The organism is Proteiniphilum sp. UBA5463, assembly GCF_002427225.1.
Classification (GTDB): domain Bacteria; phylum Bacteroidota; class Bacteroidia; order Bacteroidales; family Dysgonomonadaceae; genus Proteiniphilum; species Proteiniphilum propionicum.
In genome coordinates this window covers 15,601-38,839 of sequence record NZ_DIQL01000054.1, presented here as the reverse complement: position 1 = coordinate 38,839, position 23,239 = coordinate 15,601, and the positions used below count along the sequence as shown (strand labels likewise).

Sequence of the window (23,239 nt, the reverse complement as noted above, 5' to 3'; positions counted from 1 at the left end):
ACAAAAATACAACGTTTTCGTCAAGTAACTAGCAGAAGTCAAATTTATTTGAAATATACCATTATGAGAAAACAGCAAATACTCCCTCACAAGTGCCAATTAACTGCCCGACGAGAGGATAGCATGCCCAAATCTGCAAGAGAAACATTTACGTTTATCACAATTCTCTCTCCGTAACTGTATAAGAGCCTGAGTATCGAAAGCATGGCGTGGTTTGAAACCCGTTTCCACAAATGTATTTACAATTACGTTTCTCTCGGGTTTTAAATATTTCAGAATATCAACAGCCCTTTTACAATAAATCTCATCGCCTGTTTTTACTCCATATGCTGCCAAGACAGGTGATACCACATTAATAATAATATTATTCAGTGATGTTTCTCCAAGGGGTTTAGCAGCTTTGGCTGATATCTTTCCAAAAGAATAATGCGTATGCCAGTATGAGGAAGGTTCTGCATAAAACAGTGGCCTCAGCCGGCTATTATCTTCTGTGTCAATAACAACCGGGAACAATCTCCCGCATCTTTGCAAAAGGGCAGCCAGCTGAGCTATGCGTACTTGAGGAAACGAACGGGGACGTATTTTCAATCTTCTGAATAAAAATCCATCCAAGCTCTGCAATCGGTATTTGGACTTCAGGAACAGGTATTCATTACGCAATTGCTCATAATAATTGTCGAGTATGGTTTCCCCATCCAGCATTCCCGCTTGCCCGAAAAAAAGAGCCTCTACCTGAAAAAGATTATCACTGTGCTTTTGAATAATTTTATATGGTATTGAGAGTGCCAGGCGCTCAAACATATCTGAATTCAACCCCGAACCAAAATTACGTGAAAGCATAACATAAAACATCTCATCCCAGGAGTTATTGAAACGTTTCAGATGCATAAAAACATCGTTGGCCTTACGCTCCAAACGCTCAAAAGCTAATTCTTCCAGATAGGAATCAATAAGCTTTAGCGGCAGCGACGGGAGAAAATTTTTACATGGCAACGGACTGTCGCTAAAAATAAGATATTCGGAACTCCGGCGTACTTTTTCCGGAATCTGCAATTCACATTGCGGAATCTTCAGCCCCCTTTCATTTACCACCTCTCTGTTAACCTTTTCCGCCAGATGCAAAATAACCGAATTGTAAGCTTTGTCAGATTGATGACCATGTTTCACCCACTCATCTGATGAACTGTGTATCTCCACATTACCTGCCCATAACCTCTCCCCTATCTTTATTTTGGCATTAAAAAAATCTGGACCTGCATCTTTATTATCTGTACCCGGGTCAATAACTTCAACTTTTCTGCCATCTGTTGTTTCGAGAGAACCAGAAGGGAAGAGCCGGAATTTCCACACATAGTGAAGCAGTTGTTCTTTATTGGACATAGCTATCAGGTTTAAAATTCAAAAATAAAATTAATTATCCAAAATGTCAACCCTATTTTCTTAACAAGTTGGAAAAGTGCTGAAAATGTGGGGAATTTTGATTATTTTTGCAGCAATTGATTTAATATCTCCAACATTTTCAACTGTCATTTGAACGAAAGATTCTGCTCTTGCTATATGTACTGATGGATGATGATTAAATGGCTGATATTGAAAAGGGTTATTACTATACATAGATTTTGCGAACAAACAGAGAACTGGAATTTCAAACAAAGAAGATAAGCAAACTTGTTTGGGATTACGCGCTCCCGGGCATTGTTGGGACAACGGTAAACGCGTTGTACAATGTGATTGGCCGTATTTTTATCGGCCAGGGGGTGGGTGCATTGGCAATTTCAGGCCTTGCCATCACCTTTCCGGTTATGACTCTTACCTCCTCAATTGGTATGCTTGTGGGATCGGGAGCAGCAGCCCGCATTTCAATAAGCCTGGGGAAAAAAGATAAACTTACCTCTGAACAGATCCTAGGCAACTCGCTCCTGCTTACAATTATCCTCAATGCCATTTTTATTTCACTGTTCATAATCTTTCTGGATCCTATACTGATGGCGTTCGGCGCTAGCGAGCTCACCCTGCCATATGCGCGTGATTACCTGCAAATTGTGCTTACCGGGAATGTATTTGTAAGCCTTTGCTACAACTTTAACGCCATGATGCGTGCTTCAGGATACCCTAAAAAGGCAATGTTCACTATGCTCATAGGGGCCGTTATCAATCTTATCCTTACTCCTCTGTTTCTATACGTGTTCGATTTGGGAATAAAAGGTGTAGCATGGGCTACCGTAATCTCAATGTTCATCGGAATGCTGTTTGTTATGCATCACTTTACCCGGAGAAACAGTTTAATACGCCTGCGGTGGAGATATATTCGTCTTAACAAAAAAATAATCCTTTCCATAATCTCAATTGGGCTATCCCCATTCAGCATGCAAGTAGCAGGGTCGGCTGTGGCAGTTCTTATGAACCAGTCGCTTTTGCGTTACGGTGGCGATTTGGCTGTAGGTGCTTACGGTATCATCAACACCGTGCTTATGATCTTCCTGATGATTATCCTTGGCCTTAACCAGGGTACACAGCCCATAATCGGTTATAATTACGGTGCACGTAATTTCAGGAGAGTACTGGAAACTCTCAGCTATTCACTTAAAGTTGCTACAGTAATAACAATACTGGGCTTTGTTTGCGGTCAGTTTTTCCCTGGAATTTTTGCTGCTGCTTTCACCACCGATACCGAACTGCTTTCAATTACTGAAAGAGGCATAAGGATATCGATAGCCGCACTGCCGCTTGTGGGCTTTCAAATTGTAGCATCAAGCTTTTTCCAGAGCCTTGGCTATGCTGCTAAATCTATAATACAGAGTCTAAGCCGGCAGTTGATCTTTCTTGTGCCGGGAATTATCATCTTCCCTCGCTACCTTAATCTTGACGGCTTATGGATAGCGATACCCGTATCAGATACACTGGCAGCATTGCTGTCGCTCTATCTCCTGGTAATACAAATTCGCCATCTCAAAAATATGGAAAAAGAAGAAAAAGACAACATCGGTAATTCTGTACAGAAGAAATGATTTGATAAAATCGGATTCAAATAGCCGAAATTAGGCCGATTTTATTTAGTTTTGCAGTAGAAGTAACTAATAGAACAATAAATAAAAATTTAATAGTAAAAAAAACGTATGAAACAAGTAGTCTTAATTCGCCACGGCGAAAGTGTTTGGAACAAAGAGAACCGTTTTACCGGATGGACAGACGTTGATCTATCGGAGAAAGGTGTGGAAGAGGCACATAAAGCGGGTAAATATCTGAAGAAAGAGGGTTTCAGGTTCGAAAAAGCCTATACATCCTACCTGAAAAGAGCTGTAAAAACATTGAATGTAATTCTTGATGAAATGGATCTGGATTGGATTCCGGTTGAAAAAACATGGCGTTTGAATGAAAAACACTACGGCATGCTGCAGGGTTTAAACAAAGCTGAGACAGCCGAAAAATATGGTGATGAACAGGTGCTTATCTGGCGAAGGAGCTACGATGTACCACCCACTCCTCTTGATAAAGGCGATGAACGTTCTCCGTTTCAAGACCCCCGTTACAAAGATGTTGACGAAAAAGATCTTCCACTTACAGAAGCTTTGATACACACTGTGGAAAGAATTTTGCCCTACTGGAACAACACAATAGTTCCGGAAATGAAAAACCTGAACCAGGTGATTGTTGCTGCACACGGGAACAGCTTGCGGGGTATTATCAAACACCTGAAAAATATATCGGACGAAGATATAGTAAGCCTCAACTTACCTACTGCAGTCCCATATGTTTTTGAATTCGATGATGATATGAATCTGCAAAGAGACTATTTCCTGGGAGATCCTGAAGAGATAAAAAAACTGATGGATGCCGTAGCTAATCAGGGAAAAGCGAAATGACCAATTATTCCCACAAAATAATTAAAAGAGCGGACGTCGAAAAAAAATGACGTCCGCTCTTTTTTTCAATTATAACTTAAAGAATGTTTTTTAAATCATCAGGAGTGAGATTGATCGCTGTAATAACTCCATTCTCATCAATTAAGTAACTGCGGAAACCCTTGTCCAGTTTAAAATCTTTATATACCTCTGAATCGGTTCCTTTTACCTCACAAAACTGAGGTATATTCTCCAATTTATCCAAAGCCATTGTCCTTTGCACCACATTCCTGTTTTTGTCAAAGGCGATTGAAAGAAATTCAACATCTAAATTATTCATTCTTAAATAATTATACAGTTGAACATTTCTCGCTCTGGATTGGGCATCATAAGTAGCCCAGAAATTTACCACAACTTTTCGGCCTGAGTAATCGTGCAAGTTCCGATATTCTCCTCCCAGATCCGTCAAAACAATGTCAGGCATTGCTTCTCCCGGATAAAAACCAGTGGAAGGCACTCCATTTTTCACAGAACCAGCCGATAGTGCAATTGAAGTCAATGCAATAAGGCAAAAGTTCACGTACTTCATAAAATAAAAATTTGGTTTATACTTGGATAGAGCCGTTGCTTCACGCAGTATGCTATATCCCTTGTTTTCAAAGACTTTTCGCTAAAAGTCTCGTTTTAAGCATGCAAATGTAAGCTACTTTTTCCTTACTTGAAATTATTTAGACAAAAACTTTATGTTTAAATGTTAATATTAATTTTTAATGAAACCTATTCATCTACAAATCACATTTTTACAGAGAAGAAGGTTTCTATTGCTTCTATTGAGGTATCTTTTAAAATCACTCTTTTATTCCTGTCCAGCAAATATAGAGTTGGATAAGCCTTTATGTCGTATAATCTCTCCCTGTTTATCTCCATGCCCTTATCATAGCCATGTATCCACCCTCCGGGCAATTCCGTCAGATGATCACACCATCTGTCCGGATCATTCTCAGGATAAACGGTAAGTATGGTTAGCATTGTACGCAACTGGTTGTTCAGGGCAAGAGCATCGTTCAATGCTTTCGACATATTCAACCGGCTTGTCACTGCTTCGCAGGCATGGCATCCGGGATTGGTAAACATAAGCAGGGTGTATTCACTTCTGAGGTCATACAACCTTAGGGTTTGACCCGAAACAGTTGTAAAGTTTATGTTATTGGCTTTCTGCCCTATACGGTTCTTCATAGCCATATCAAGCTGAAACCGGTATCGCGATTTAATTTCATCCGTTAAAAGGGGTGAACCGGCTGTCTCCTGTAACACCTTTAGATAATACTCGTCGTTGCGGAAAGGAGAGTTGGGCTCGTAAAAGTATTTTTCAAACAACGAAACGAAATGCCTGTACATAGCGGTGTCAGCTTGTGCTTTACTCAATGTATAGACAAAGGAAGCATCGGCCACCTCCTTTGTAACATAATCGAGAAGGTTGATATAATCAACAAAAGCCTGCTCAGTAATTTCCGGACGTTGAATAAGAGTGTTATCGGCAAAATCGAACCTCTCCCAATAATGGCTTACCAGATATTTTGCCCTTTCATCAGGATTTGTCAATGTTCCCGGTATTTTAGGCAATACAAAAGTATCGGGCACAATTATCCTGTCTCCCTCATAAATTTCATCCCTGGCATCAGATTGTGCGTTCTTGCTTGATGTACAGGAGATGGCCATTATCATTGCAACAACTGTTATAATTGAAGAAAAGTATCTCATCATCTACAATTTGATGGTTTCGGCTGTAAAGATATAAAAAAACCAGTAGATGAAATTCATGATTGCTTTTGGCAGGTAAAAAACAGATAATTTTTGTACATTTGTATTTTTAGGTGGGATTCATATATGGATACTTTCATTGTTTCTGCAAGAAAATACAGGCCCTCAACCTTTCGTTCAGTGGTGGGGCAAGAGGCGCTTACAACAACGCTAAAAAATGCCATTGCCGGGAATAAGCTGGCACATGCTTATCTTTTCAGCGGGCCTCGTGGTGTTGGAAAAACCACATGTGCGCGCATTTTCGCTAAAACCATAAACTGCCTGAACCCCACTTATGAACATGAAGCATGCAACAATTGCGAGTCGTGTGTGGCTTTTAACGAACAGCGCTCATACAATATTCATGAACTGGATGCCGCTTCCAACAACGGGGTTGAAGACATCCGTACACTGATAGACCAGGTGCGCATACCCCCACAGATAGGGAAGTATAAGGTATATATTATAGACGAGGTGCACATGCTTTCACAATCGGCATTCAACTCATTTTTGAAAACTCTTGAAGAACCTCCTTCTCACGCAATTTTTATACTTGCCACAACCGAAAAGCATAAGATTATTCCCACAATCCTTTCTCGGTGCCAGGTTTACGATTTCAATCGTATCAATATATCCGATATTGTTGAACATCTGCAATATGTGGCAAAGCAGGAAGGAGTTGACTCGGAGCCTGAAGCACTTAATATTATTGCTCAGAAAGCAGACGGTGGAATGCGCGATGCTCTATCCATATTCGATCAGACGGTGAGCTACACCGGAGGAAACATCACCTACAAGGCGGTCATTGAAAACCTCAATGTTTTGGATTATGAGTACTATTTCAGGTTGTCAGACGCCATCCTTGAGGGTAGTGTGGTAAATTGCCTGCTTATACTTAATGACATCCTCAACAGTGGCTTCGAGGGACAATATATTATCAGCGGCATTGCATCACATTTCCGGGATTTACTTGTATGCAAGGACAAAGATACGGTCCAGCTTTTTCAGGTGGGGGCGTCTATTCGCGAAAGATATATAGATATGGCAAAACGATGCAGTAACAATTTTCTGTACCAGGCCATTGAAATAGCAAACGACTGTGATCTCAACTACCGGTTAAGCAAGAACAAACGACTTCTGCTGGAATTGACTCTGATAAGGCTGTGCCAGCTGACTGAGACCCCTACAAATAACAAAAAAGAAGAAAAAACAGTTATCAAACCGATAGAGTCTCGCAGGGAGCCTGCAGAAAAAGCTAATATTGAAAGCGTTAAAAGCAAATCGGCTAACACCGCAAGGGTTGATACTGAAAGCTCCGGAGGTAAAACTGCCTATGCAGGGAAGGTTGATGCTGAAAGTGGCGGAGATAAAGCAGCTGTTGGAAAGGTTGATGCTGAAAGTGCTGAAGAAAACAAAAGAGCGTCAGCAGAAAAAGAGGCAAACAAAGATGAGGCCCATATTCAAAAGCGGAAGTTGCCAGGGGATAAAACTAAACAAACAAAAAATAGCATTCAGAAACAGCAGGAGATACCTTCATCACTTAAAAAGAAAACTGTTTCTCTCTCAGGAATGGGAATATCACTCGCTTCCCTGACAAATAGAAAAAATGAAGAGCCTAATGAAGAAGAGGCTGAAATTATTCAAGTCGGTTCAAACCTATTCTCGGAGGAAGAACTTGTTACAGCATGGGAAGAGTATGCAAAAAATCTCGACGAGGAGAAACTTCTAAAAAATACGATGTCTCTCTATCTTCCAAAGATGCTGAGCGACACCGTATTTGAGGTGGAAGTAAATACTGAACTTAATAAACAGTATCTCAACGACAATAGCTACTCTATCCTTTCCTTTCTGAGAGAAAAACTGCAAAACGGAGAGATCTCAATGACAATTAAAATTGCAGAAGGAAATGCAATTAAAAAAGCACTCACCTCCCGTGAGATATTTGATGAGATGGTATCGCAAAACCCCTCACTCCAAAAACTTTCTGATGAGTTCGGACTTGAATTGAGCTAGTGTTTCAACTGGCTTAAATTCGTGATTTTACAGCTTTATCCTCTTTCAGAATTATGGCACTTTCCCCTATTAATTACTCATAATCGACTGATAACCTGTGCTTAATGCATATTTTGAAATTAACGATATAGTTGACTTGTTATATTGATATTAAATAAATATTTTCCAGACTATTACTCCTTGACAGAGCATAATGAAAGACTCAATCTGTTGATGAAAATCTCATTCTATTTTTTCCCAATTAATTTATCGTTGTTGTTGATTTTATTATCAGCATGTACCGAAAACAAAAAAAAGTTGCAACCTCTTCACCGGTCTTGCGAATCTGTGTGTCATATTGAAAAGAGAGAGTCAGCAGTAGATACAATAGTAGATTCAAGTTATAGCATTGAAGAGGCGGTTGCCGGCTCAAACGCTCCGCAAAAAATAATCGATCAGCTGGAGCTGTCAGACGTTACCTATCTCTCAACAGACGGGAAGATTCATCGCGGGCAGATTCTCTCAAACCGCATAATTGCAGCCGACCTCCGTCACCTTTTCGAGTATATGCTCAACGAAGGATTTGTAATTGAAAAGGCCATCCCTATCGTTAAATACAACTGGAACGACAGCCTGTCTATGGACGACAACAACACATACAGCTTCTGCTACCGGGATATCTCATATTCAAAACATGCGAGCGGAATGGCTATCGACATTAACCCACGTTTCAACCCGTTACGCTGGAAAGATCCCAATCTTCCCAACCAGCCACAAGGGGCTGTGCAGGATACCACGGTCAATGGGACACTACATCCCGGTCATCCTGTTGTAAAAGAGTTTGCCAAGCTAGGTTTTCGCTGGGGCCACACTTTCACAAAATTCTATGACGACCACCATTTTGAGAAGAGATGATTACTCTCCCCAATTATCTCTGTCGAGGTTCCGGTAGCTAATGGCTTCTGCCAGATGGGCCGGTTTTATATGCTCGCTTTCTTCCAGGTCGGCAATGGTTCGTGAAACCTTCAGGATGCGGCTGTAAGCACGGGCTGAAAGGTTGAGCCTCTCCATAGCCATCTTCAATAGCCTTAAGCCTGCACTGTCGGGAGAGGCATATTTACGCAACATCTTCCCTGTCATTTGAGCATTGCAATAAATTCCATCCATATTTCTGAACCTGCTAATCTGTATATCTCGTGACCTCATCACCCTCTTACATATATCAGTACTATGCTCGGCCGGAGCATCGCCTGAAATTTTTTCAAAAGGAACGGGAACAATCTCTATCTGAATATCTATCCTATCGAGTAAAGGGCCCGAAATTTTATTCAGATATCTCTGTATCGATCCGGGTGGGCATACACACTCCTTGCCGGGATGATTGTAAAAACCACATGGACATGGGTTCATAGCTGAAACAAGCATGAAACCGGCCGGATAGTTGACTGTGAATTTAGCCCTGGAGATAGTGATTTTACGATCTTCAAGCGGTTGCCTCATCACCTCAAGTACACTCCGGTTAAATTCCGGCAGCTCATCCAGGAATAGTACTCCATTGTGTGCCAGGCTTATCTCACCAGGTTGGGGATAAGTACCGCCCCCAACCATTGCCACATCACTGATTGTATGATGGGGTGATCTAAACGGCCGTTCTGTCATAAGCGGCCTGTTCAGTGCGGTTTTCCCGGCAACGCTATGTATCCTGGTTGTCTCCAGAGCCTCATCAAATGAGAAAGGCGGCAATATGGAAGGAATACGTTTTGCCATCATCGATTTACCTGAACCGGGAGGACCTACCATTAAGACGTTGTGCCCACCGGCAGCAGCTACCTCCAGTGCACGCTTCACATTCTCCTGCCCTTTCACATCAGAAAAATCGAACTCGAAAGATGACCGGTTATTCAAAAACTCACTCTTGATATCCACTTCGGTGCGAACAAGCTCCTTTTCACCATTAAAAAAGTCGGCCACATCACGGATGTTTTTAACTCCGTAGACATCCAATCCTTTCACAACAGCAGCTTCTTTTGCGTTATCCTCGGGAAGTATGAATCCTTTAAAACCGCTCTCCTTGGCCATGAGCGCGATAGAGAGAGCTCCCCTTATGGGGAGGATGCTACCGTCAAGCGACAACTCCCCCATCATCAGATAGTTATTTAACATTTCAGGTCTCAGGGTTCCCGAAGCGGCAAGTATGCCCACAGCTAATGGCAGGTCATACGCCGATCCCTCTTTACGGATGTCGGCAGGAGACATGTTTATAACTATCTGTTTACGAGGGAACTTCAATCCATTCACCTCGAGGGCGGAAACAATACGTTCATGGCTCTCCTTAACGGAAGCATCAGGCAACCCTACCAAGAGAAAACGTATGCCTCTTGAACAGTTTACCTCAATAGTAATGAGCGTGGCATCAATGCCCTGCACTGCCGCTCCAAATACTTTGACCAGCATCTGTTTCGGTTTATATTAACACTTAATTTTATACGAAAAAAGCTCCTCTTATTAAAGAGCCCTAGTAATCAGAAGAACATATAGCACTGTTATAATCAGGCTACATGCTTTCCTTAGAACTGTTATTTATGGCAACAGAAACTCCCTGGGCGGGTATATTCCTGGCTTTTATGGTGCCATCGGGTGCAATAAGAATATTATAGGGTATATACTGCACATTATATGCATCTACTATGTCTGATCCCCAGCCTCTCTTTTCAGGTACCACTTTCCAAGGGATTGAATCATTTTCTACATATTCAATCGGATAGATGTCCGAATCAATGTAAACAGAAACAAATTCCACACTATCTCTGTTCATTCCCGAGTATGCTTTTTTAAGTAATGACACCGTCTCACGCGATTCTATCCCGGCAGTTGAAATAAAGGACAAAAGCAGATACTTACCTGAGAAATCGTATGGATGGATAGTTTTGCCGCCATTGTCGGTCAACTGAAAATAGGGAGCTATGACCCCTTCGGCAGATCTGTTTATCTTTTGTGAATATGATTTAAGCCTAACTGCTGCACGGGTCCTCATTATATCTCCCTGCATATATCCCAGCACACGCTCAAGTGCCTTGGGATTTTCACTTCCCGTGAAAAACTCATTTATAAGGATCAGGCTCGACATTTTCGCTGGATGCTCTTTAATAAAATCCTCGGCATTCAGTGTCAGCTCATGGTTAAGGAGATTCAACTGGGCTATTTCATCATTGCCTGTCAATGTGCTATTACGTATAGTATCCAACACCTCTCTGAGTTGCATGTTAAGCATTAGTTGAGTGCGTTGTTTCAGCAAATCCTGGTTTTTTGATTTGAAAAAAGTCAGATCATCGTTGATATCGTTTCCATTCACCCTTATAAGATCAGGAAAATGAGCATCGCCCTTGACAGTTAATTTCTGCCCGTCATCTGCAAAAACTACTGCAGCGCTCTCGTAATTGTTAAGATAGAATGAGAAGGTGGTAAGAGTATCGATATTGCATATATAGTTAAATTTTCCTCTGCGATCGACTGATATTGTGTCAATGGCAAATGTGTCAGCCGACAAGTGAGATACCAGAATATAAGGGTATTCCAGATTCGATATCTCTCCTTTAATTTGTGTTCCCTCAAAATTCTTACACGAACCTGCAATCAACAAAAGAAGAAGAAGATAGACAACCATTTTACAACACTTTACCATATGCCAACCAACTTTATTCCGGATTTCTTTCTTTTGACTTTCTATGACTTGAACATTTTGATTTTATTAAGAAAGGACAAAGGTATTCTATATTTTCTAAATATTCAAACATTTTCACATTTATTTAATTGTTTTTCTTTTTACTATAGATGAGCTTTTATAAAAATGTCAGAAATCAGAATTTTTGAATGTTTAACTGACAATACTTAGACATTTTTTTTAAACACCTGACAATCAGCAGAAAGTACTTCTGAGTTTTGGTTAGGCCTATTTTGTTGCTATTTAATGGATTACATGGCGTTTCAATACTTTTTTACCGGGTTGCCGGACTTACTTAATATACAAAAACCGCTTAGTTGAAAAATAATTTTCCCAATTGGGGCCAACAGACGGGTCTCCCTGTAATCTGTGGATATGCAAAAGTTGAGTCTATTATATGCATTAACCATCATAATCTATTTTAATCCTCTTGCAACAAATAATGCTTTGCAGAGAAGAATTAAAGATTACTCTTCAAACAGAATGGGAAACCAAAATAAAATAGTTAGTTTTGCAATGCTTAAAAAATATCTGGTAATGCATTTTTCTATCATTATCCCTCTATATAACCGCCCCGATGAGCTGGACGAGCTGCTAGCAAGCCTCTGCAAACAAACTAATAAACAGTTTGAAGTGATTGTTGTAGAGGATGGTTCTGACAAAAAAGGAGACACAGTTGTAGAAAAATACCATAACAAGCTACCCCTCATCTACTTTGAAAAGATGAATTCAGGTCCCGGGCTAACCAGAAATGCAGGTGCCCGGAAAGCTAATAACGATTATCTGATATTTTTCGATTCCGACTGTATTATTCCTGAAAACTATATAGAGATAGTATCACAGTTTCTTAATAAGCAATACACTGATGCCTATGGAGGCCCAGATGCTGCACTACCGGCATTCTCCGCGATACAGAAAGCGGTCAACTACTCTATGACCTCATTTTTTACAACAGGCGGAATCAGAGGCAGGAAAAGATCAATTGACAAGTTCCATCCCAGAAGTTTCAATCTGGGTGTATCACGTGAAGCGTTCAATGCCATCGGGGGATATGGGAAAATGCGATTCGGGGAAGATATAGATTTTAGCCTGCGACTACTGAAAAACGGATTTAAAACAGCGCTCATTCCTGATGCATATGTATATCACAAAAGGAGATCTACATTCAAACAATTCTTCAAACAGGTCTACAATTCGGGGATAGCTCGTATTAACTTGCATCTGGCACATCCGGGATCACTGAAGCCAGTGCACTCATTCCCTGCTCTTTTTGTAACAGGGATGGCGGCAATCTTCATTCTGTCACCCCTCTTACCTCATCTCCTGCTTATTCCTGCTGCTTACTCCATGCTGCTGTTTATCGATTCACTGTTGAAGAACAGATCAGTTAAGGTCGCGCTCTTGAGCATTGCAGCTTCATGGATACAGCTGACCGGCTACGGTGCCGGCTTTCTTTCGGCAATATGGAAACGGCTTATCCTGAAAAAAGGAGAATTCAAAGCGTTTGAAAAAAAATTCTATAATTGAGTCCACTTTAATAAGTCGTTTTATGAAAAAATGATTTTTGATTCACAAGTGATTATGATGTCAAATCTTCTAATTTGAGACTCTTTCAAGTAGACTAATGATTAAATTTTCTCTCCGTATGCGAGATCGCCCGCATCTCCAATTCCCGGAACAATGTAGGAGGACTCGTCAAGATCGGGGTCAATGGCTGCAACCCATATAGTTGTCTTTTCTTCGGGAAAAATATTCAAACAATATTCTATTGCCTGCCTGCTGGCAATGATAGTGACAATATGGATGTGTGAAGGAGTTCCCCTTGTTAACAGGGCACGGTATGTCAACTCCATACTGCTCCCTGTCGCCAGCATTGGGTCTGCAAGAATAAGTGTTTTCCCGTCAATCCATGGCGAAGCGATATATTCAATATGAATATCAAAAGATTGATGCCCGGTCTCTTTGTATTTTCTGTATGCGGAAACAAACGCGTTCTCCGCCCCGTCAAAATAGTTCAGAATACCGTAATGAAAAGGAAGGCCTGCCCTCAATATTGTCCCTATCACAATCTCCTCATCAGGCACATTCACTTCCGCAACATCCAGCGGCGTAGTCACTTTAATTTTTTTATAAGTAAGATTTTTGCTTATTTCATAAGCCATAATCTCTCCTATTCTTTCAATATTCCTTCGAAACCTAAGCCTGTCGTTCTGGATGGTTATATCCCTTATTTCACGGACAAAAGAGTTAAGTAAAGAGTTTTCTTCCGAAAAGTTATATACTTTCATTTTTAATTAAAAGTTTTGTCTGTTATTTTCGGAAAACAAAGGTAATGTTTTTCCCTGTTTTGAACGAATATTACTCATTTATTTGACTATTAATTTTACTGAACTTTCGCTTCTTTCCGCACTATAGGTAAATAGGCAAACAGATGATATCAAGATGTTTTGCCTTTAACGCCCCACTCTTTTGGCTAACAGGTACGAAACAGGGCACAAAACATCATCTGCCAAAAGAATCACCTGTAATTTGGAATAGATGCGGAAGCGGAAAAATTTTTATTTCCACCGGTTTTTTTTAAACATTCGGAGCATTTTTTTGTTGAAATGGAGATATTTGGAGAAAAAAACAGGCAATTAAAGAAAAATTTCTTTAATTGTTTTTCCGATTAAAGTAATTTGATTACTTTTGTGCACCGTTTTAGGTTGTAAAACAAATAAGTTTTATTCATTCTATAAATATTAAACCCAAATTTTATTCAAATGGCAAATTTAGATTTGAGCAAGTATGGCATTTCTAATGTGAAAGAAATTATTCACAACCCGTCATACGAGGAGCTTTTTATTGAGGAGACAAAACCTGAGTTAGAAGGTTTTGAGAAAGGTCAGGTCACAGAGTCAGGAGCTGTAAACGTGATGACCGGTGTATACACAGGCCGTTCACCCAAGGACAAATTCTTTGTCATGGATGAGGTATCAAAAGAGACTATTTGGTGGACATCAGACGAATATAAAAACGACAATAAACCCATCACACCTGCAACATGGCAGGAGTTGAAGAAAATTACCACGAAGCAGCTTTCAGGCAAAAGACTTTTCGTAATGGATACCTTTTGTGGAACAAACGAAAATTCACGTTTGAAAATCCGCTTTATCATGGAGGTTGCATGGCAGGCCCATTTTGTAAAGAATATGTTTATACGCCCCACAGCTGAGGAGTTGGCAAATTATGGCGAACCCGATTTTGTTGTGATGAATGCTTCTAAAACCGACGCAGGCGAAAACTGGAAAGAGCTGGGATTGAATTCCAAAACATATACAGTATTCAATCTTACAGAAAAGATGCAGCTTATAGGTGGTACATGGTATGGCGGTGAAATGAAAAAGGGGATGTTCTCTTATATGAACTACCTGCTCCCGTTGAAAGGTATTGCTTCTATGCATTGCTCTGCCAATACAGATAGCGAAGGCAAAAACACTGCTGTCTTTTTCGGCCTTTCTGGAACTGGAAAAACTACTCTTTCAACCGATCCAAAACGTCTTCTCATCGGTGACGACGAACATGGATGGGATGATGAGGGCGTTTTTAACTTCGAAGGTGGTTGCTACGCCAAAGTTATTAACCTGTGTGAAGAGAGCGAACCGGATATCTATAAAGCTATCAAGCGTGACGCACTTCTGGAGAATGTTACCGTGGATGAAAACGGGAAGATCGATTACACCGACAACTCGGTGACTGAGAATACCCGTGTTTCATATCCAATCTATCACATCGACAATATCGTAAAGCCAAAATCAAAGGGGCCTGCAGCACATCAGGTGATTTTTCTATCTGCCGACGCTTTTGGAGTGTTGCCTCCAGTTTCGATCCTTACACCTGAGCAGACAAAATACTATTTCCTGTCAGGATTTACAGCTAAGCTAGCCGGTACCGAGCGTGGCATTACGGAACCCACTCCCACCTTCTCGGCCTGCTTTGGTGCAGCATTTCTTTCACTTCACCCTACAAAATATGCCGAAGAGTTGGTGAAAAGAATGGAAAAATCAGGAGCAAAAGCTTATCTGGTAAACACCGGATGGAACGGAAACGGGAAACGAATCTCAATCAAAGATACACGCGGAATCATTGATGCTATCCTTGACGGATCCATCGATAAAGCTCCCACTAAACAGATCCCCTATTTTGACTTTAAGGTACCGACCAAGTTGCCAGGTGTAGATACTGCTATCCTAGATCCCCGCGACACATATGCTGATGCATCAAAATGGGACACCAAAGCCATGGACCTTGCAGGGCGCTTCATTAAAAACTTCAATAAGTTTACAGGTAACGAAGCAGGTAAGGCTCTAGTTCCAGCCGGGCCAAAATTGTAAATGAATTATCATCATAAAAAATCCCGCCTTGTCTCAGAGCGGGATTTTTTTATCTATCAGCAAAATATCGACTTTCAGCAGTGCATTTCCGACAGTCTATCTTGGTTATTTTTTGTACTGAAAAACAAGGATAAGCTGGTTGCTTTACTTGCCTACTCTTCCATCACCATTATTTCTACTTTCCTGAAATCAATAGGATGCCCTTCGCTTTGTAACGATATGGTACCCTTGCTCAGCATTTTATTACCACCGTTAAGCTCAAACAGCCTGACATAGGTTGCATCTCTTTCATCCAGCTGAGGCTGGTTGTATTCAAGTACTGTATCGCCATTTACAATATGTCTGATAACCTCGTTACCCCTCACCTCCACCTCAACCGTAATCCATTCTTCACCGTAAAAATAACCGGAAGTGGAATTTATGCAGTGATCAAGTATCAATTTGTTCTCCATCACAATATTTGTGCCTGGTGTACATACATTAAGATTGGTACGTTGTACAAGCGAGTCGCTACCAAGAAGTTGAACTTCAATTGAGGTTGGAAAATCCTGGTCTATTTCCATCGACTCCGGTGTTTGCCCATGTATCATAATTCCGCTGTTTTTATAAGCCCACCCCGGCGCTCCGGGAGCTTGCTCTCCCAATATTCTGTATTCCACCCGAAGCATATAATGCGAAAATTCGTCTTTGTAGAAAAGATGCCCAAACCTGTTTCTCAAAGAGTCATACTGATCATAACGCACCTTAATCATTCCATCTTCCACACGGAAGGTGTTGCCCCAGTTCTCACCCACCACATACCCGGTAATTTTGGGAGTCCAGCCTGATAAATCTTCTCCGTTAAAAAGCTGAATCCATTCGCTGCCAGTTTCTTTTTCTTTCTTTTGATTACAAGAGATCAAAACAGATGTAATCGTAATAACTCCTATTAGGGTTATGATGTAGTTTAATTTCATGATTCCAATATATTAAAATTGTTTCTGCTTTATACGAAAAAACAAAGATAATCATTTCTCTTGTATATACATATGTCATACATCGCATTAAGAAATACAGTTTTTCAGTGTGTAGTGCTTGGCAGCTATCTCTCCTTTGTACAGTTTCACTTTGGCATATCTGTTGACTTGCAAGATAAGCACCGCTACCTATCCGAGAAACAATATTTTAACCAAGTGGTAATTTCGATGTTATTATTTTCACACAGCTCATTCAGACATTAGCTCAACTGTCACAGAGGGATCAGCCTTTCAGCAATGAAGATAAGTTTGCCTGAAAAATCAAAAAGCTGCAACCAATGAACCAATCATCGATTGCAGCTTAATTCAAAGTAGCACGGCCGGGAATCGAACCCGGATCTAAAGTTTAGGAAACTTCTATTCTATCCATTGAACTACCGCGCCGTATAAGACTGCAAAAATAGCATATTTTCATCTTTCTACAAAAGAAAAGATGCCTTATGATCTTATTTGGCTTTCACGCGGCAAACAATTTCCTTCTTGAACTGTTAATCAGTTAATAATTATTCAGTAAAACAAGTCAGAAAGCACCATTTTATCCATTAACTATCAACAAAAAGGTCTGCGACTAAAATGGATGATCTTTCATCGTGATTGTCAGGCGTTTAAATAAGTATTTACCTATATATTAACTGAACAAACAAAAGATATTAAATTAATTATGAACAAAATTGCTATCCTTTACGGCTCATCAGGCGGAAATACAGAGTCAATTGCAAAGCAGGTGCAGGATCTGTTAAACGGCAATGCCGATTTATACAATGTTGGAACTGTTTCTCTCGAAGAAATAAAAGATTACCCCTACCTCATACTTGGTACATCAACAACAGGAGTTGGTGATCTGCAGGATGACTGGGACAGTTTTCTTCCCTCTTTTGCCAAAATGGATTTTTCCGGCAAAAAAACTGCCATCTTCGCATTAGGTGATAGCGCCTCTTTCTCTAACAGTTTTGTCGAATCAATGAAAATAATTTATGATGAGATCAAGGATAAAGTTGAAATTGTAGGGCAGGTCGCGGATGAAGGATATACATACGATGACTCCACCGCCGTGATCGATGGAATGTGGGTGGGATTGCCCATCGATGAAGACAATGAATATGATATGACCGAAGATCGTTTGGTTAAGTGGGTAGAGATAATTAAGAAAGAGTTTATATAAAAAGGACTTCCTTTAAAAACAGAAAATTGTAAGTCTAAACGAACGTGAGGGTGCATCAATTTGCAGTTTCACCCTCATGTTCGTCTGGAATAATTCTCAAAAAAATATTATTTTCCCTGAAGCTCCGGCAATATGCAGGAGAACCTTACTTTTGCCTATAGAACGTTCAAGAAACTATTACATCTACTCCAACTCCTTAATTTTGATATTCTGGAACCACACCTCGTCTCCGTGATCCTGTAGAAGAAGCAGTCCCTCTTCCGCATTACCAAAATTTGGCCAGTCTTTGTATTTGCTATAGTTCACCAGCGCATTCCACATCTGATTATTTCTCTCATACTCAATAATCTTCACCCCATTAAGCCAGTGCTCTACATGGTTCCCATCCACTATTACCATGGCCGTGTTGAAGAAACCGCTGCGGAAAGGTTTGTCCATGGGTGCCGCAATCAGGTCGTAGAGCGAGCCAAGGGTCCTGTTCCCTTCTACTCCCAGTTTTGCATCGGGGTGCTTTTTATCGTCCAGTATCTGGAATTCGCAGCCAATAGCTGAACCCTGCCCTTTATTAAGATTGGTATCCACAAAATATTTAATGCCGCTGTTAGCTCCTTCGGTAATTTTGAAATCCACCTTCAGCATGAAGTTCTTATAAGGGCGGGTAGTCACGATATCACCTCCGTTTGTTGACTCACCGCCGTCACTCTTATGCACCTTCAGAATACCGTTTTCAATTGACCATCCCTTTTCAGGAAAATGATCCAACTTGGCACCCCGCCACCCTTCGGTAGTTTTTCCATTCCACAGCAGCTTCCACCCTTCCCCGGCTTCCCTCTCCGAGATAGTGTTAGCTATTATATTAAGCTGGCAGATATCTTTGCTTTCAGGTGACTTGAACCGTTCGAGATCCTCGGTCATGATACGTATGTTGCGCCAAGAAACTGTTTTTCCTTCCTGTCCAGCACTTCCAATGGCATGAACCTGAAGGGCAATAAAACCCGAGCGGGTTACATCATCCAACAAGTCGGCGCAAGGGATACCGTTCACCCAGGTGCGAATAGAGTTACCTATCGCTTCAACACGGGCGCGATTCCACTCTCCGTTTTTAAAAGCATTCTGCCCTTTCGGGTTGTAGTTCATCGGATATAGCCATCCCCGGCGGGCTTCATCATAGATGCCACCAGTCCAAGCCCTACCGGAAGGGTCGATCTCAAACTGATACCCGTGTACCCTACCGTCTTTATACTCTTTCAAGCTGTTGCTCCTGAACTGAACTCCCGAATTAAGCCCGTCATCCACTTTAAAATCGAATTCCAGTATAAAATCGCTGTAGGTCTTTTTTGTCGCCAGAAAGGTGTTTGGGGTGTTCATTCTGGAAATACCAACAATAATATTGTCCTGTACTTTATACTCTGCTGTTCCGTTCAATTTTTCCCATCCCCTCAGGTTGCGTCCGTTGAACAGATTCTCCCATTTCGGCTCCTGTGCCGAAGCGGAGATAGCTAATACTACCGCTATAAATGTTAGAAATATATTTCTCATCTGTATCTCTTTTTTTACTGATTAATCATTGAGTCTCTTCCGATAAGTCTTTTTTCTTGAAAATTTCACAAGATGAACATTGATTTTCAATATGTTGCAAACCAATAAAATTGGGTTTTGAGGTTTTCGGAGAGGACTCATCATTGGCTTTTGAAATTTAAACCATCATATTTTACATTGCACGTGATAAGTACCCTTCGAGAAGTCTCTTTCATTACAAGTGGGCTAAAAAGATATTGACATCCAATGCATTATAAATAAACATTTCAACCCCTACTACTTTCAAGTTAAATATCAAACAATATAAAAATCTTCCCATCCTTTCCTGGGCGGTTCTCCCGTAAGGAAAGCATCGGCAAAAGCATCGTTGGTCACACGCTTCGTCTCCCTGTCAAATACAATTTTCCGGTTCAACCGTTGTGCTGCTACCCCCAGACAGAACACCTGACTCAATGGAGCCGATATCTCAAATGGAGAACGTGTTTTTTCCTTGCCCTGGCAGGCCAAAAGAAAGTTGGCAAAGTGGTTGGAGGAGCTTTTCGGGACTTCAGGCAATCTTTTCTCCATTGCCCTGGCTTTCTCTTCCGGGATGATGCTCAATGTGCTCCCATGAGACCCCCCTTTGAAAGTCAACTCTTTACTATATATCTCTTTTCCGGGGTTCAGTTTGGCCGGCTGAATCTTTCCTCCTGCTACTGACGGAATATTTGGATCTATTTCCGAGACACCATACCCTTCCGGTACAGAAGGGATATTATCCACACCATCATACCAGGTAATGACTACCGGTGGCATATTGCCCCGTTTCGGGAACTTGAACTCGATCGTGCTCGACATCGGAAAGAAGTAGTCGTTATGTCCAGAAAGTTTTAAAGGTGTTACCTCTTCAGGCAATCCCAGTTCTAGGAAATCATGAACAGTATCAATAATATGTGCTCCCCAGTCGCCCAGGGCTCCCATACCAAAATCGTACCAGCAACGCCACTGACCATAGTGAAAATCCTTGTTGTAGTCATGGTAATTACGAGCCATCAGCCAGGTATCCCAATCCAGCGTCTCAGGTATCGGTTCAGCCACGGGGAACTTTTTAATGCCCGTATCCCAACCGTGCCAACGGCGGGGGTTATTCATATGAGCGGTGACAGCTGTCACATCTTTAATGATACCGGCTTCTTTCCATGCTTTGAACTGAAAATAATTGGCTTCAGAGTGTCCCTGATTACCCATCTGGGTAACCACCCCTGGATACTTCTTAGCTGCTTTCATTATCAGCTCCGACTCAAGGAAAGTGCGGCTCAGCGGTTTCTCCACATAAACGTGTTTCCCTTCGGCCATAGACAACATTACTGCCGGGAAGTGGGCGAAGTCGGGTGTAGCAATAGCCACTGCCTCTATCTCATTTCCCATCTTGTCAAACATCTCCCTGAAGTCTTTGAACCTTTTTGCGTTCGGGAATTTAGCCAGCGCTTTTTGGGTATGTTCCCCGCCCAGATCCACATCGCACAATGCCACCACGTTGGCCAGGCCCGTTTTATCAAAATCGTTGATGATCTCCCAACCCCTGTTGCCGATGCCTATATGAGCCAGGTTTACTTTTTTATTGGCGCCGACAACCCTGTTGTAGCTTGCTGCATTCATTTTTGTTGATATGCCGCCCATGGCCAGCCCTGCAGATGCCAAAGCCGCATTTTTAATAAATTCTCTTCTTGTTGTCATGATATATTTGTATGAATAATTTCCTATTTACGGCGTAAAAGTAAGCAGTAACAAACAAAAGAGCATACTGAATCCTATACTCATTATCACAATTATCCATTTTTACTATGAATCGTTATTAATAAAGATATAAGATTGTGCACGTCCACAAATGTAGCAGCATATATTTAATGATACAAAAAAAATAAACTTAAAAAACATTAAATCTGCATTGCACGCATAAATGGTCCTTCTGAATTTTACTAAACAACCATATAATCAGCTAACTATACTATCTGTTTTTAAGGGCAACTTAAACTCATATAATCAGGAAGTTACGAACAGGCCTCTAAAAATTACGGTCCATTGCATATATACGTATACTATTAATATTCAAACCGGTCTCTGTGCGCCCACAGTCCCAGGGCAGGGCTGGAGATGTAGTAGATTTCTTCTCCATCCGGCAGGGTGTTAAATCCCTCATTAAGGCTATGAGGGGTATATTTTCCCATAGCCTTGTCAATATCTTCCCATTTGAATCCTACACTTTCAATCTCTTGCCTTGAAAGGTTTTCCGGTGCTTTCCCGGGACAATAAGTGATGGAAAACCTGCCTTCGGACGACCCGTGAATAAGATGGGCAGCCGCCCCAAGGTTGTCTCTCAGGTCTTGATTCTCCGACACTGCTTTCAATGTGTAGGGAGTACCGAAATAGCCGTATTTACGGATCAGGCTGTCTATCTTTTTGTCCTCACCGAACTCTTTCAGGGCGGGTGCCAGTACAATCAGCTCACCTCCATCGGCAATAGCCATTCGTGTACGGTAAACAGACTTATTGCCCAGCCATGTACTTTTAAATTCAGTGGGATCGAGCCATACTACCACCTTCTGCAGAGGTTTTTCTACCATCACAAAGTTAACCTCAAGCGACAACTTCGCCGCCCGGTTAAACACATCCAAGTTATCACCGACGAAAAGGCCGTAAGTCTGTTGTTCTCCTTTTTCATTTACTCCAACCACTGTCAGCACATAGACGATAGGCAACTGCTTCAGAAACTTTTCCGTGGCATAATTGAACACCTTTCGCACCGGAGTATCGGCTCTTCCCATCATTCGCTCCATGCCGTACACCGCACCAATATAGTGACTCTTGTTAATCCCTTCACTACCTCCGGTCCCGACAAGGATATTCTTATTATAGTTAGCCATCCCCACCACTTCGTGGGGAACCACCTGCCCGATGGATAAGATCAGATCGAAGCCCCCCTCCACTAGCAGTTTATTAACCTGCGCCGGCCAGGAGAAATCGACCTTTCCTTCCGATACCTCCCGGATGTATTCTGCCGGTACCTCACCCATGGTGAGCACGTCGTTGCGCCAGTCGTGATCCCGAAAAAGTGTTTCCGGTGTTTCGCCGAACATGTGGCTGATCTGGTGTGCTGTCATGGGCGTATGTGTACCCAATGCAGGAAGGATATCGGTCAGTTTATCACCATAGTACTCCCATGTCATCTCCGTCAGCTCTCCTGCCCTGCTGGGCAAGCGGGTATAATCGGGCGGAACGGCCAGAATTTTCTTCCGTTCTCCCAATCTTTTCAATGCTTCGTAAAGTCCTTGCTTCAGATCTTCCTTCGATAAGTTGGCCTGAGAAGAACCATTTTCGTAATAAATCATCCTATATCGGATTTGAGACAGGGGATGTCGAAAATTCAAGTCGTATCATCGAATCATCACAACCCCTTATCAACATTAAACATCATAAGTTGTAGAAGCCGTACTTCCTCCATACCCGGTCCAGTCGGTATGAAAGAATTCACCCCGTGGCTTATCCACACGCTCATATTGGTGAGCACCGAAATAGTCACGCTGTGCCTGCAGAAGATTCGCCGGAAGGCGCTCGCTGCGAAACCCGTCGAAATAGTTCAAAGCAGAGGTAAGCGCCGGTACGGGGATACCATTCAGAAGAGCAGTAGCACAAACCCTTCGCCAGCTCTCCTGTGCCGACTGTACTGCCTCTTTGAAGAAGGGGTCGAGCAGTAGATTCTCTAATCGGGGATTGTTATCAAATGCCTTTTTAATATCACCTAAAAAGCGTGAACG

17 protein-coding genes, 1 tRNA gene and 1 pseudogene are annotated in these 23,239 nt (G+C 41.6%); 7 read left to right on the top strand and 12 right to left on the bottom strand.

From position 1 onward, the window contains the following. Nucleotides 1-99: 99 nt before the first annotated feature. Nucleotides 100-1,380 carry a DUF2851 family protein gene (locus B3B27_RS09275; RefSeq protein ID WP_238868434.1) on the bottom strand — a complete coding sequence of 427 codons (1,281 nt, stop codon included), beginning with the start codon at nucleotides 1,378-1,380 and terminating at the stop codon, nucleotides 100-102. A 239-nt stretch (nucleotides 1,381-1,619) separates the two neighbouring features. On the opposite strand from B3B27_RS09275, the gene B3B27_RS09270 reads away from it, so the two are divergent. After that, nucleotides 1,620-3,008 (top strand): MATE family efflux transporter, encoded by a 1,389-nt coding sequence (locus tag B3B27_RS09270; RefSeq protein WP_238868433.1) that lies wholly within the window; start codon nucleotides 1,620-1,622, stop codon nucleotides 3,006-3,008. Nucleotides 3,009-3,116: 108 nt separating this feature from the next. Beyond that, the gene (gpmA, locus tag B3B27_RS09265; protein ID WP_238868430.1) at nucleotides 3,117-3,863 is read left to right on the top strand and encodes a 2,3-diphosphoglycerate-dependent phosphoglycerate mutase; all 747 of its coding nucleotides are present in this window, start codon (nucleotides 3,117-3,119) and stop codon (nucleotides 3,861-3,863) included. Nucleotides 3,864-3,939: 76 nt separating this feature from the next. Here the strand turns inward: gpmA and B3B27_RS09260 are convergent, their stop codons facing one another. Beyond that, entirely contained in the window at nucleotides 3,940-4,431 is a 492-nt protein-coding gene (locus B3B27_RS09260) for a TlpA family protein disulfide reductase (protein ID WP_238868429.1), read from the bottom strand. A 203-nt stretch (nucleotides 4,432-4,634) separates the two neighbouring features. After that, nucleotides 4,635-5,606, bottom strand: coding sequence for a DUF5106 domain-containing protein (locus B3B27_RS09255; RefSeq protein WP_238868428.1), 972 nt, complete (start codon nucleotides 5,604-5,606; stop codon nucleotides 4,635-4,637). Between the two features lie 123 nt (nucleotides 5,607-5,729). Between B3B27_RS09255 and B3B27_RS09250 the strand changes: the two genes are divergently transcribed. Beyond that, on the top strand, nucleotides 5,730-7,655 hold the full coding sequence (locus B3B27_RS09250; protein ID WP_238868427.1) for a DNA polymerase III subunit gamma/tau: 1,926 nt from the start codon (nucleotides 5,730-5,732) through the stop codon (nucleotides 7,653-7,655). Nucleotides 7,656-7,952: 297 nt separating this feature from the next. Beyond that, nucleotides 7,953-8,549 (top strand): M15 family metallopeptidase, encoded by a 597-nt coding sequence (locus tag B3B27_RS09245; RefSeq protein WP_286847321.1) that lies wholly within the window; start codon nucleotides 7,953-7,955, stop codon nucleotides 8,547-8,549. Here B3B27_RS09245 and B3B27_RS09240 read toward each other — a convergent pair whose 3' ends face one another. Next, complete coding sequence (locus B3B27_RS09240) at nucleotides 8,550-10,088, bottom strand: YifB family Mg chelatase-like AAA ATPase (RefSeq protein ID WP_238868425.1); 1,539 nt, start codon at nucleotides 10,086-10,088, stop codon at nucleotides 8,550-8,552. Nucleotides 10,089-10,188: 100 nt separating this feature from the next. Next, nucleotides 10,189-11,298 carry a TlpA family protein disulfide reductase gene (locus tag B3B27_RS09235; protein ID WP_238868424.1) on the bottom strand — a complete coding sequence of 370 codons (1,110 nt, stop codon included), beginning with the start codon at nucleotides 11,296-11,298 and terminating at the stop codon, nucleotides 10,189-10,191. A gap of 594 nt (nucleotides 11,299-11,892) precedes the next feature. Between B3B27_RS09235 and B3B27_RS09230 the strand changes: the two genes are divergently transcribed. Then, nucleotides 11,893-12,882 (top strand): glycosyltransferase, encoded by a 990-nt coding sequence (locus B3B27_RS09230; protein ID WP_238869402.1) that lies wholly within the window; start codon nucleotides 11,893-11,895, stop codon nucleotides 12,880-12,882. Between the two features lie 101 nt (nucleotides 12,883-12,983). Here B3B27_RS09230 and upp read toward each other — a convergent pair whose 3' ends face one another. Next, complete coding sequence (upp, locus tag B3B27_RS09225) at nucleotides 12,984-13,643, bottom strand: uracil phosphoribosyltransferase (protein WP_238868423.1); 660 nt, start codon at nucleotides 13,641-13,643, stop codon at nucleotides 12,984-12,986. 474 nt (nucleotides 13,644-14,117) lie between these two features. Between upp and pckA the strand changes: the two genes are divergently transcribed. Further along, nucleotides 14,118-15,728 carry a phosphoenolpyruvate carboxykinase (ATP) gene (pckA, locus tag B3B27_RS09220; protein WP_238868422.1) on the top strand — a complete coding sequence of 537 codons (1,611 nt, stop codon included), beginning with the start codon at nucleotides 14,118-14,120 and terminating at the stop codon, nucleotides 15,726-15,728. Nucleotides 15,729-15,880: 152 nt separating this feature from the next. Here pckA and B3B27_RS09215 read toward each other — a convergent pair whose 3' ends face one another. Next, entirely contained in the window at nucleotides 15,881-16,684 is an 804-nt protein-coding gene (locus B3B27_RS09215; protein WP_286832960.1) for a 3-keto-disaccharide hydrolase, read from the bottom strand. Between the two features lie 372 nt (nucleotides 16,685-17,056). Beyond that, nucleotides 17,057-17,128 (bottom strand) — tRNA-Arg (locus B3B27_RS09210). A 277-nt stretch (nucleotides 17,129-17,405) separates the two neighbouring features. Here B3B27_RS09210 and B3B27_RS09205 point away from each other — a divergent pair. Next, entirely contained in the window at nucleotides 17,406-17,906 is a 501-nt protein-coding gene (locus tag B3B27_RS09205; protein WP_238868420.1) for a flavodoxin, read from the top strand. 183 nt (nucleotides 17,907-18,089) lie between these two features. Here the strand turns inward: B3B27_RS09205 and B3B27_RS09200 are convergent, their stop codons facing one another. The 4 genes and pseudogenes from B3B27_RS09200 to B3B27_RS09185 form a co-directional block, all read right to left on the bottom strand. Next, a complete protein-coding gene (locus tag B3B27_RS09200) occupies nucleotides 18,090-19,445 on the bottom strand; it encodes a 3-keto-disaccharide hydrolase (protein ID WP_238868419.1) in 1,356 nt (451 codons plus the stop codon). A 294-nt stretch (nucleotides 19,446-19,739) separates the two neighbouring features. Continuing rightward, complete coding sequence (locus B3B27_RS09195; protein ID WP_238868418.1) at nucleotides 19,740-21,161, bottom strand: Gfo/Idh/MocA family oxidoreductase; 1,422 nt, start codon at nucleotides 21,159-21,161, stop codon at nucleotides 19,740-19,742. A gap of 365 nt (nucleotides 21,162-21,526) precedes the next feature. After that, nucleotides 21,527-22,813 (bottom strand): lactate racemase domain-containing protein, encoded by a 1,287-nt coding sequence (locus tag B3B27_RS09190; RefSeq protein ID WP_238868417.1) that lies wholly within the window; start codon nucleotides 22,811-22,813, stop codon nucleotides 21,527-21,529. Nucleotides 22,814-22,888: 75 nt separating this feature from the next. Beyond that, nucleotides 22,889-23,239: pseudogene (locus B3B27_RS09185) on the bottom strand (NADP-dependent phosphogluconate dehydrogenase); the annotation flags it as partial.

Excerpts from the sequence above, each read along its gene's own strand:
- B3B27_RS09275 (WP_238868434.1), bottom strand. The coding sequence starts at position 1,380 with ATGTCCAATAAAGAACAACTGCTTCACTATGTGTGGAAATTCCGGCTC.
- B3B27_RS09205 (WP_238868420.1), top strand. The coding sequence starts at position 17,406 with ATGAACAAAATTGCTATCCTTTACGGCTCATCAGGCGGAAATACAGAG.
- B3B27_RS09200 (WP_238868419.1), bottom strand. The coding sequence starts at position 19,445 with ATGAGAAATATATTTCTAACATTTATAGCGGTAGTATTAGCTATCTCC.
- B3B27_RS09240 (WP_238868425.1), bottom strand. The coding sequence starts at position 10,088 with ATGCTGGTCAAAGTATTTGGAGCGGCAGTGCAGGGCATTGATGCCACG.
- B3B27_RS09195 (WP_238868418.1), bottom strand. The coding sequence starts at position 21,161 with ATGACAACAAGAAGAGAATTTATTAAAAATGCGGCTTTGGCATCTGCA.
- B3B27_RS09235 (WP_238868424.1), bottom strand. The coding sequence starts at position 11,298 with ATGGTTGTCTATCTTCTTCTTCTTTTGTTGATTGCAGGTTCGTGTAAG.
- gpmA (WP_238868430.1), top strand. The coding sequence starts at position 3,117 with ATGAAACAAGTAGTCTTAATTCGCCACGGCGAAAGTGTTTGGAACAAA.
- B3B27_RS09230 (WP_238869402.1), top strand. The coding sequence starts at position 11,893 with ATGCATTTTTCTATCATTATCCCTCTATATAACCGCCCCGATGAGCTG.
- B3B27_RS09190 (WP_238868417.1), bottom strand. The coding sequence starts at position 22,813 with ATGATTTATTACGAAAATGGTTCTTCTCAGGCCAACTTATCGAAGGAA.
- B3B27_RS09215 (WP_286832960.1), bottom strand. The coding sequence starts at position 16,684 with ATGAAATTAAACTACATCATAACCCTAATAGGAGTTATTACGATTACA.
- B3B27_RS09255 (WP_238868428.1), bottom strand. The coding sequence starts at position 5,606 with ATGATGAGATACTTTTCTTCAATTATAACAGTTGTTGCAATGATAATG.
- pckA (WP_238868422.1), top strand. The coding sequence starts at position 14,118 with ATGGCAAATTTAGATTTGAGCAAGTATGGCATTTCTAATGTGAAAGAA.
- B3B27_RS09250 (WP_238868427.1), top strand. The coding sequence starts at position 5,730 with ATGGATACTTTCATTGTTTCTGCAAGAAAATACAGGCCCTCAACCTTT.
- upp (WP_238868423.1), bottom strand. The coding sequence starts at position 13,643 with ATGAAAGTATATAACTTTTCGGAAGAAAACTCTTTACTTAACTCTTTT.
- B3B27_RS09260 (WP_238868429.1), bottom strand. The coding sequence starts at position 4,431 with ATGAAGTACGTGAACTTTTGCCTTATTGCATTGACTTCAATTGCACTA.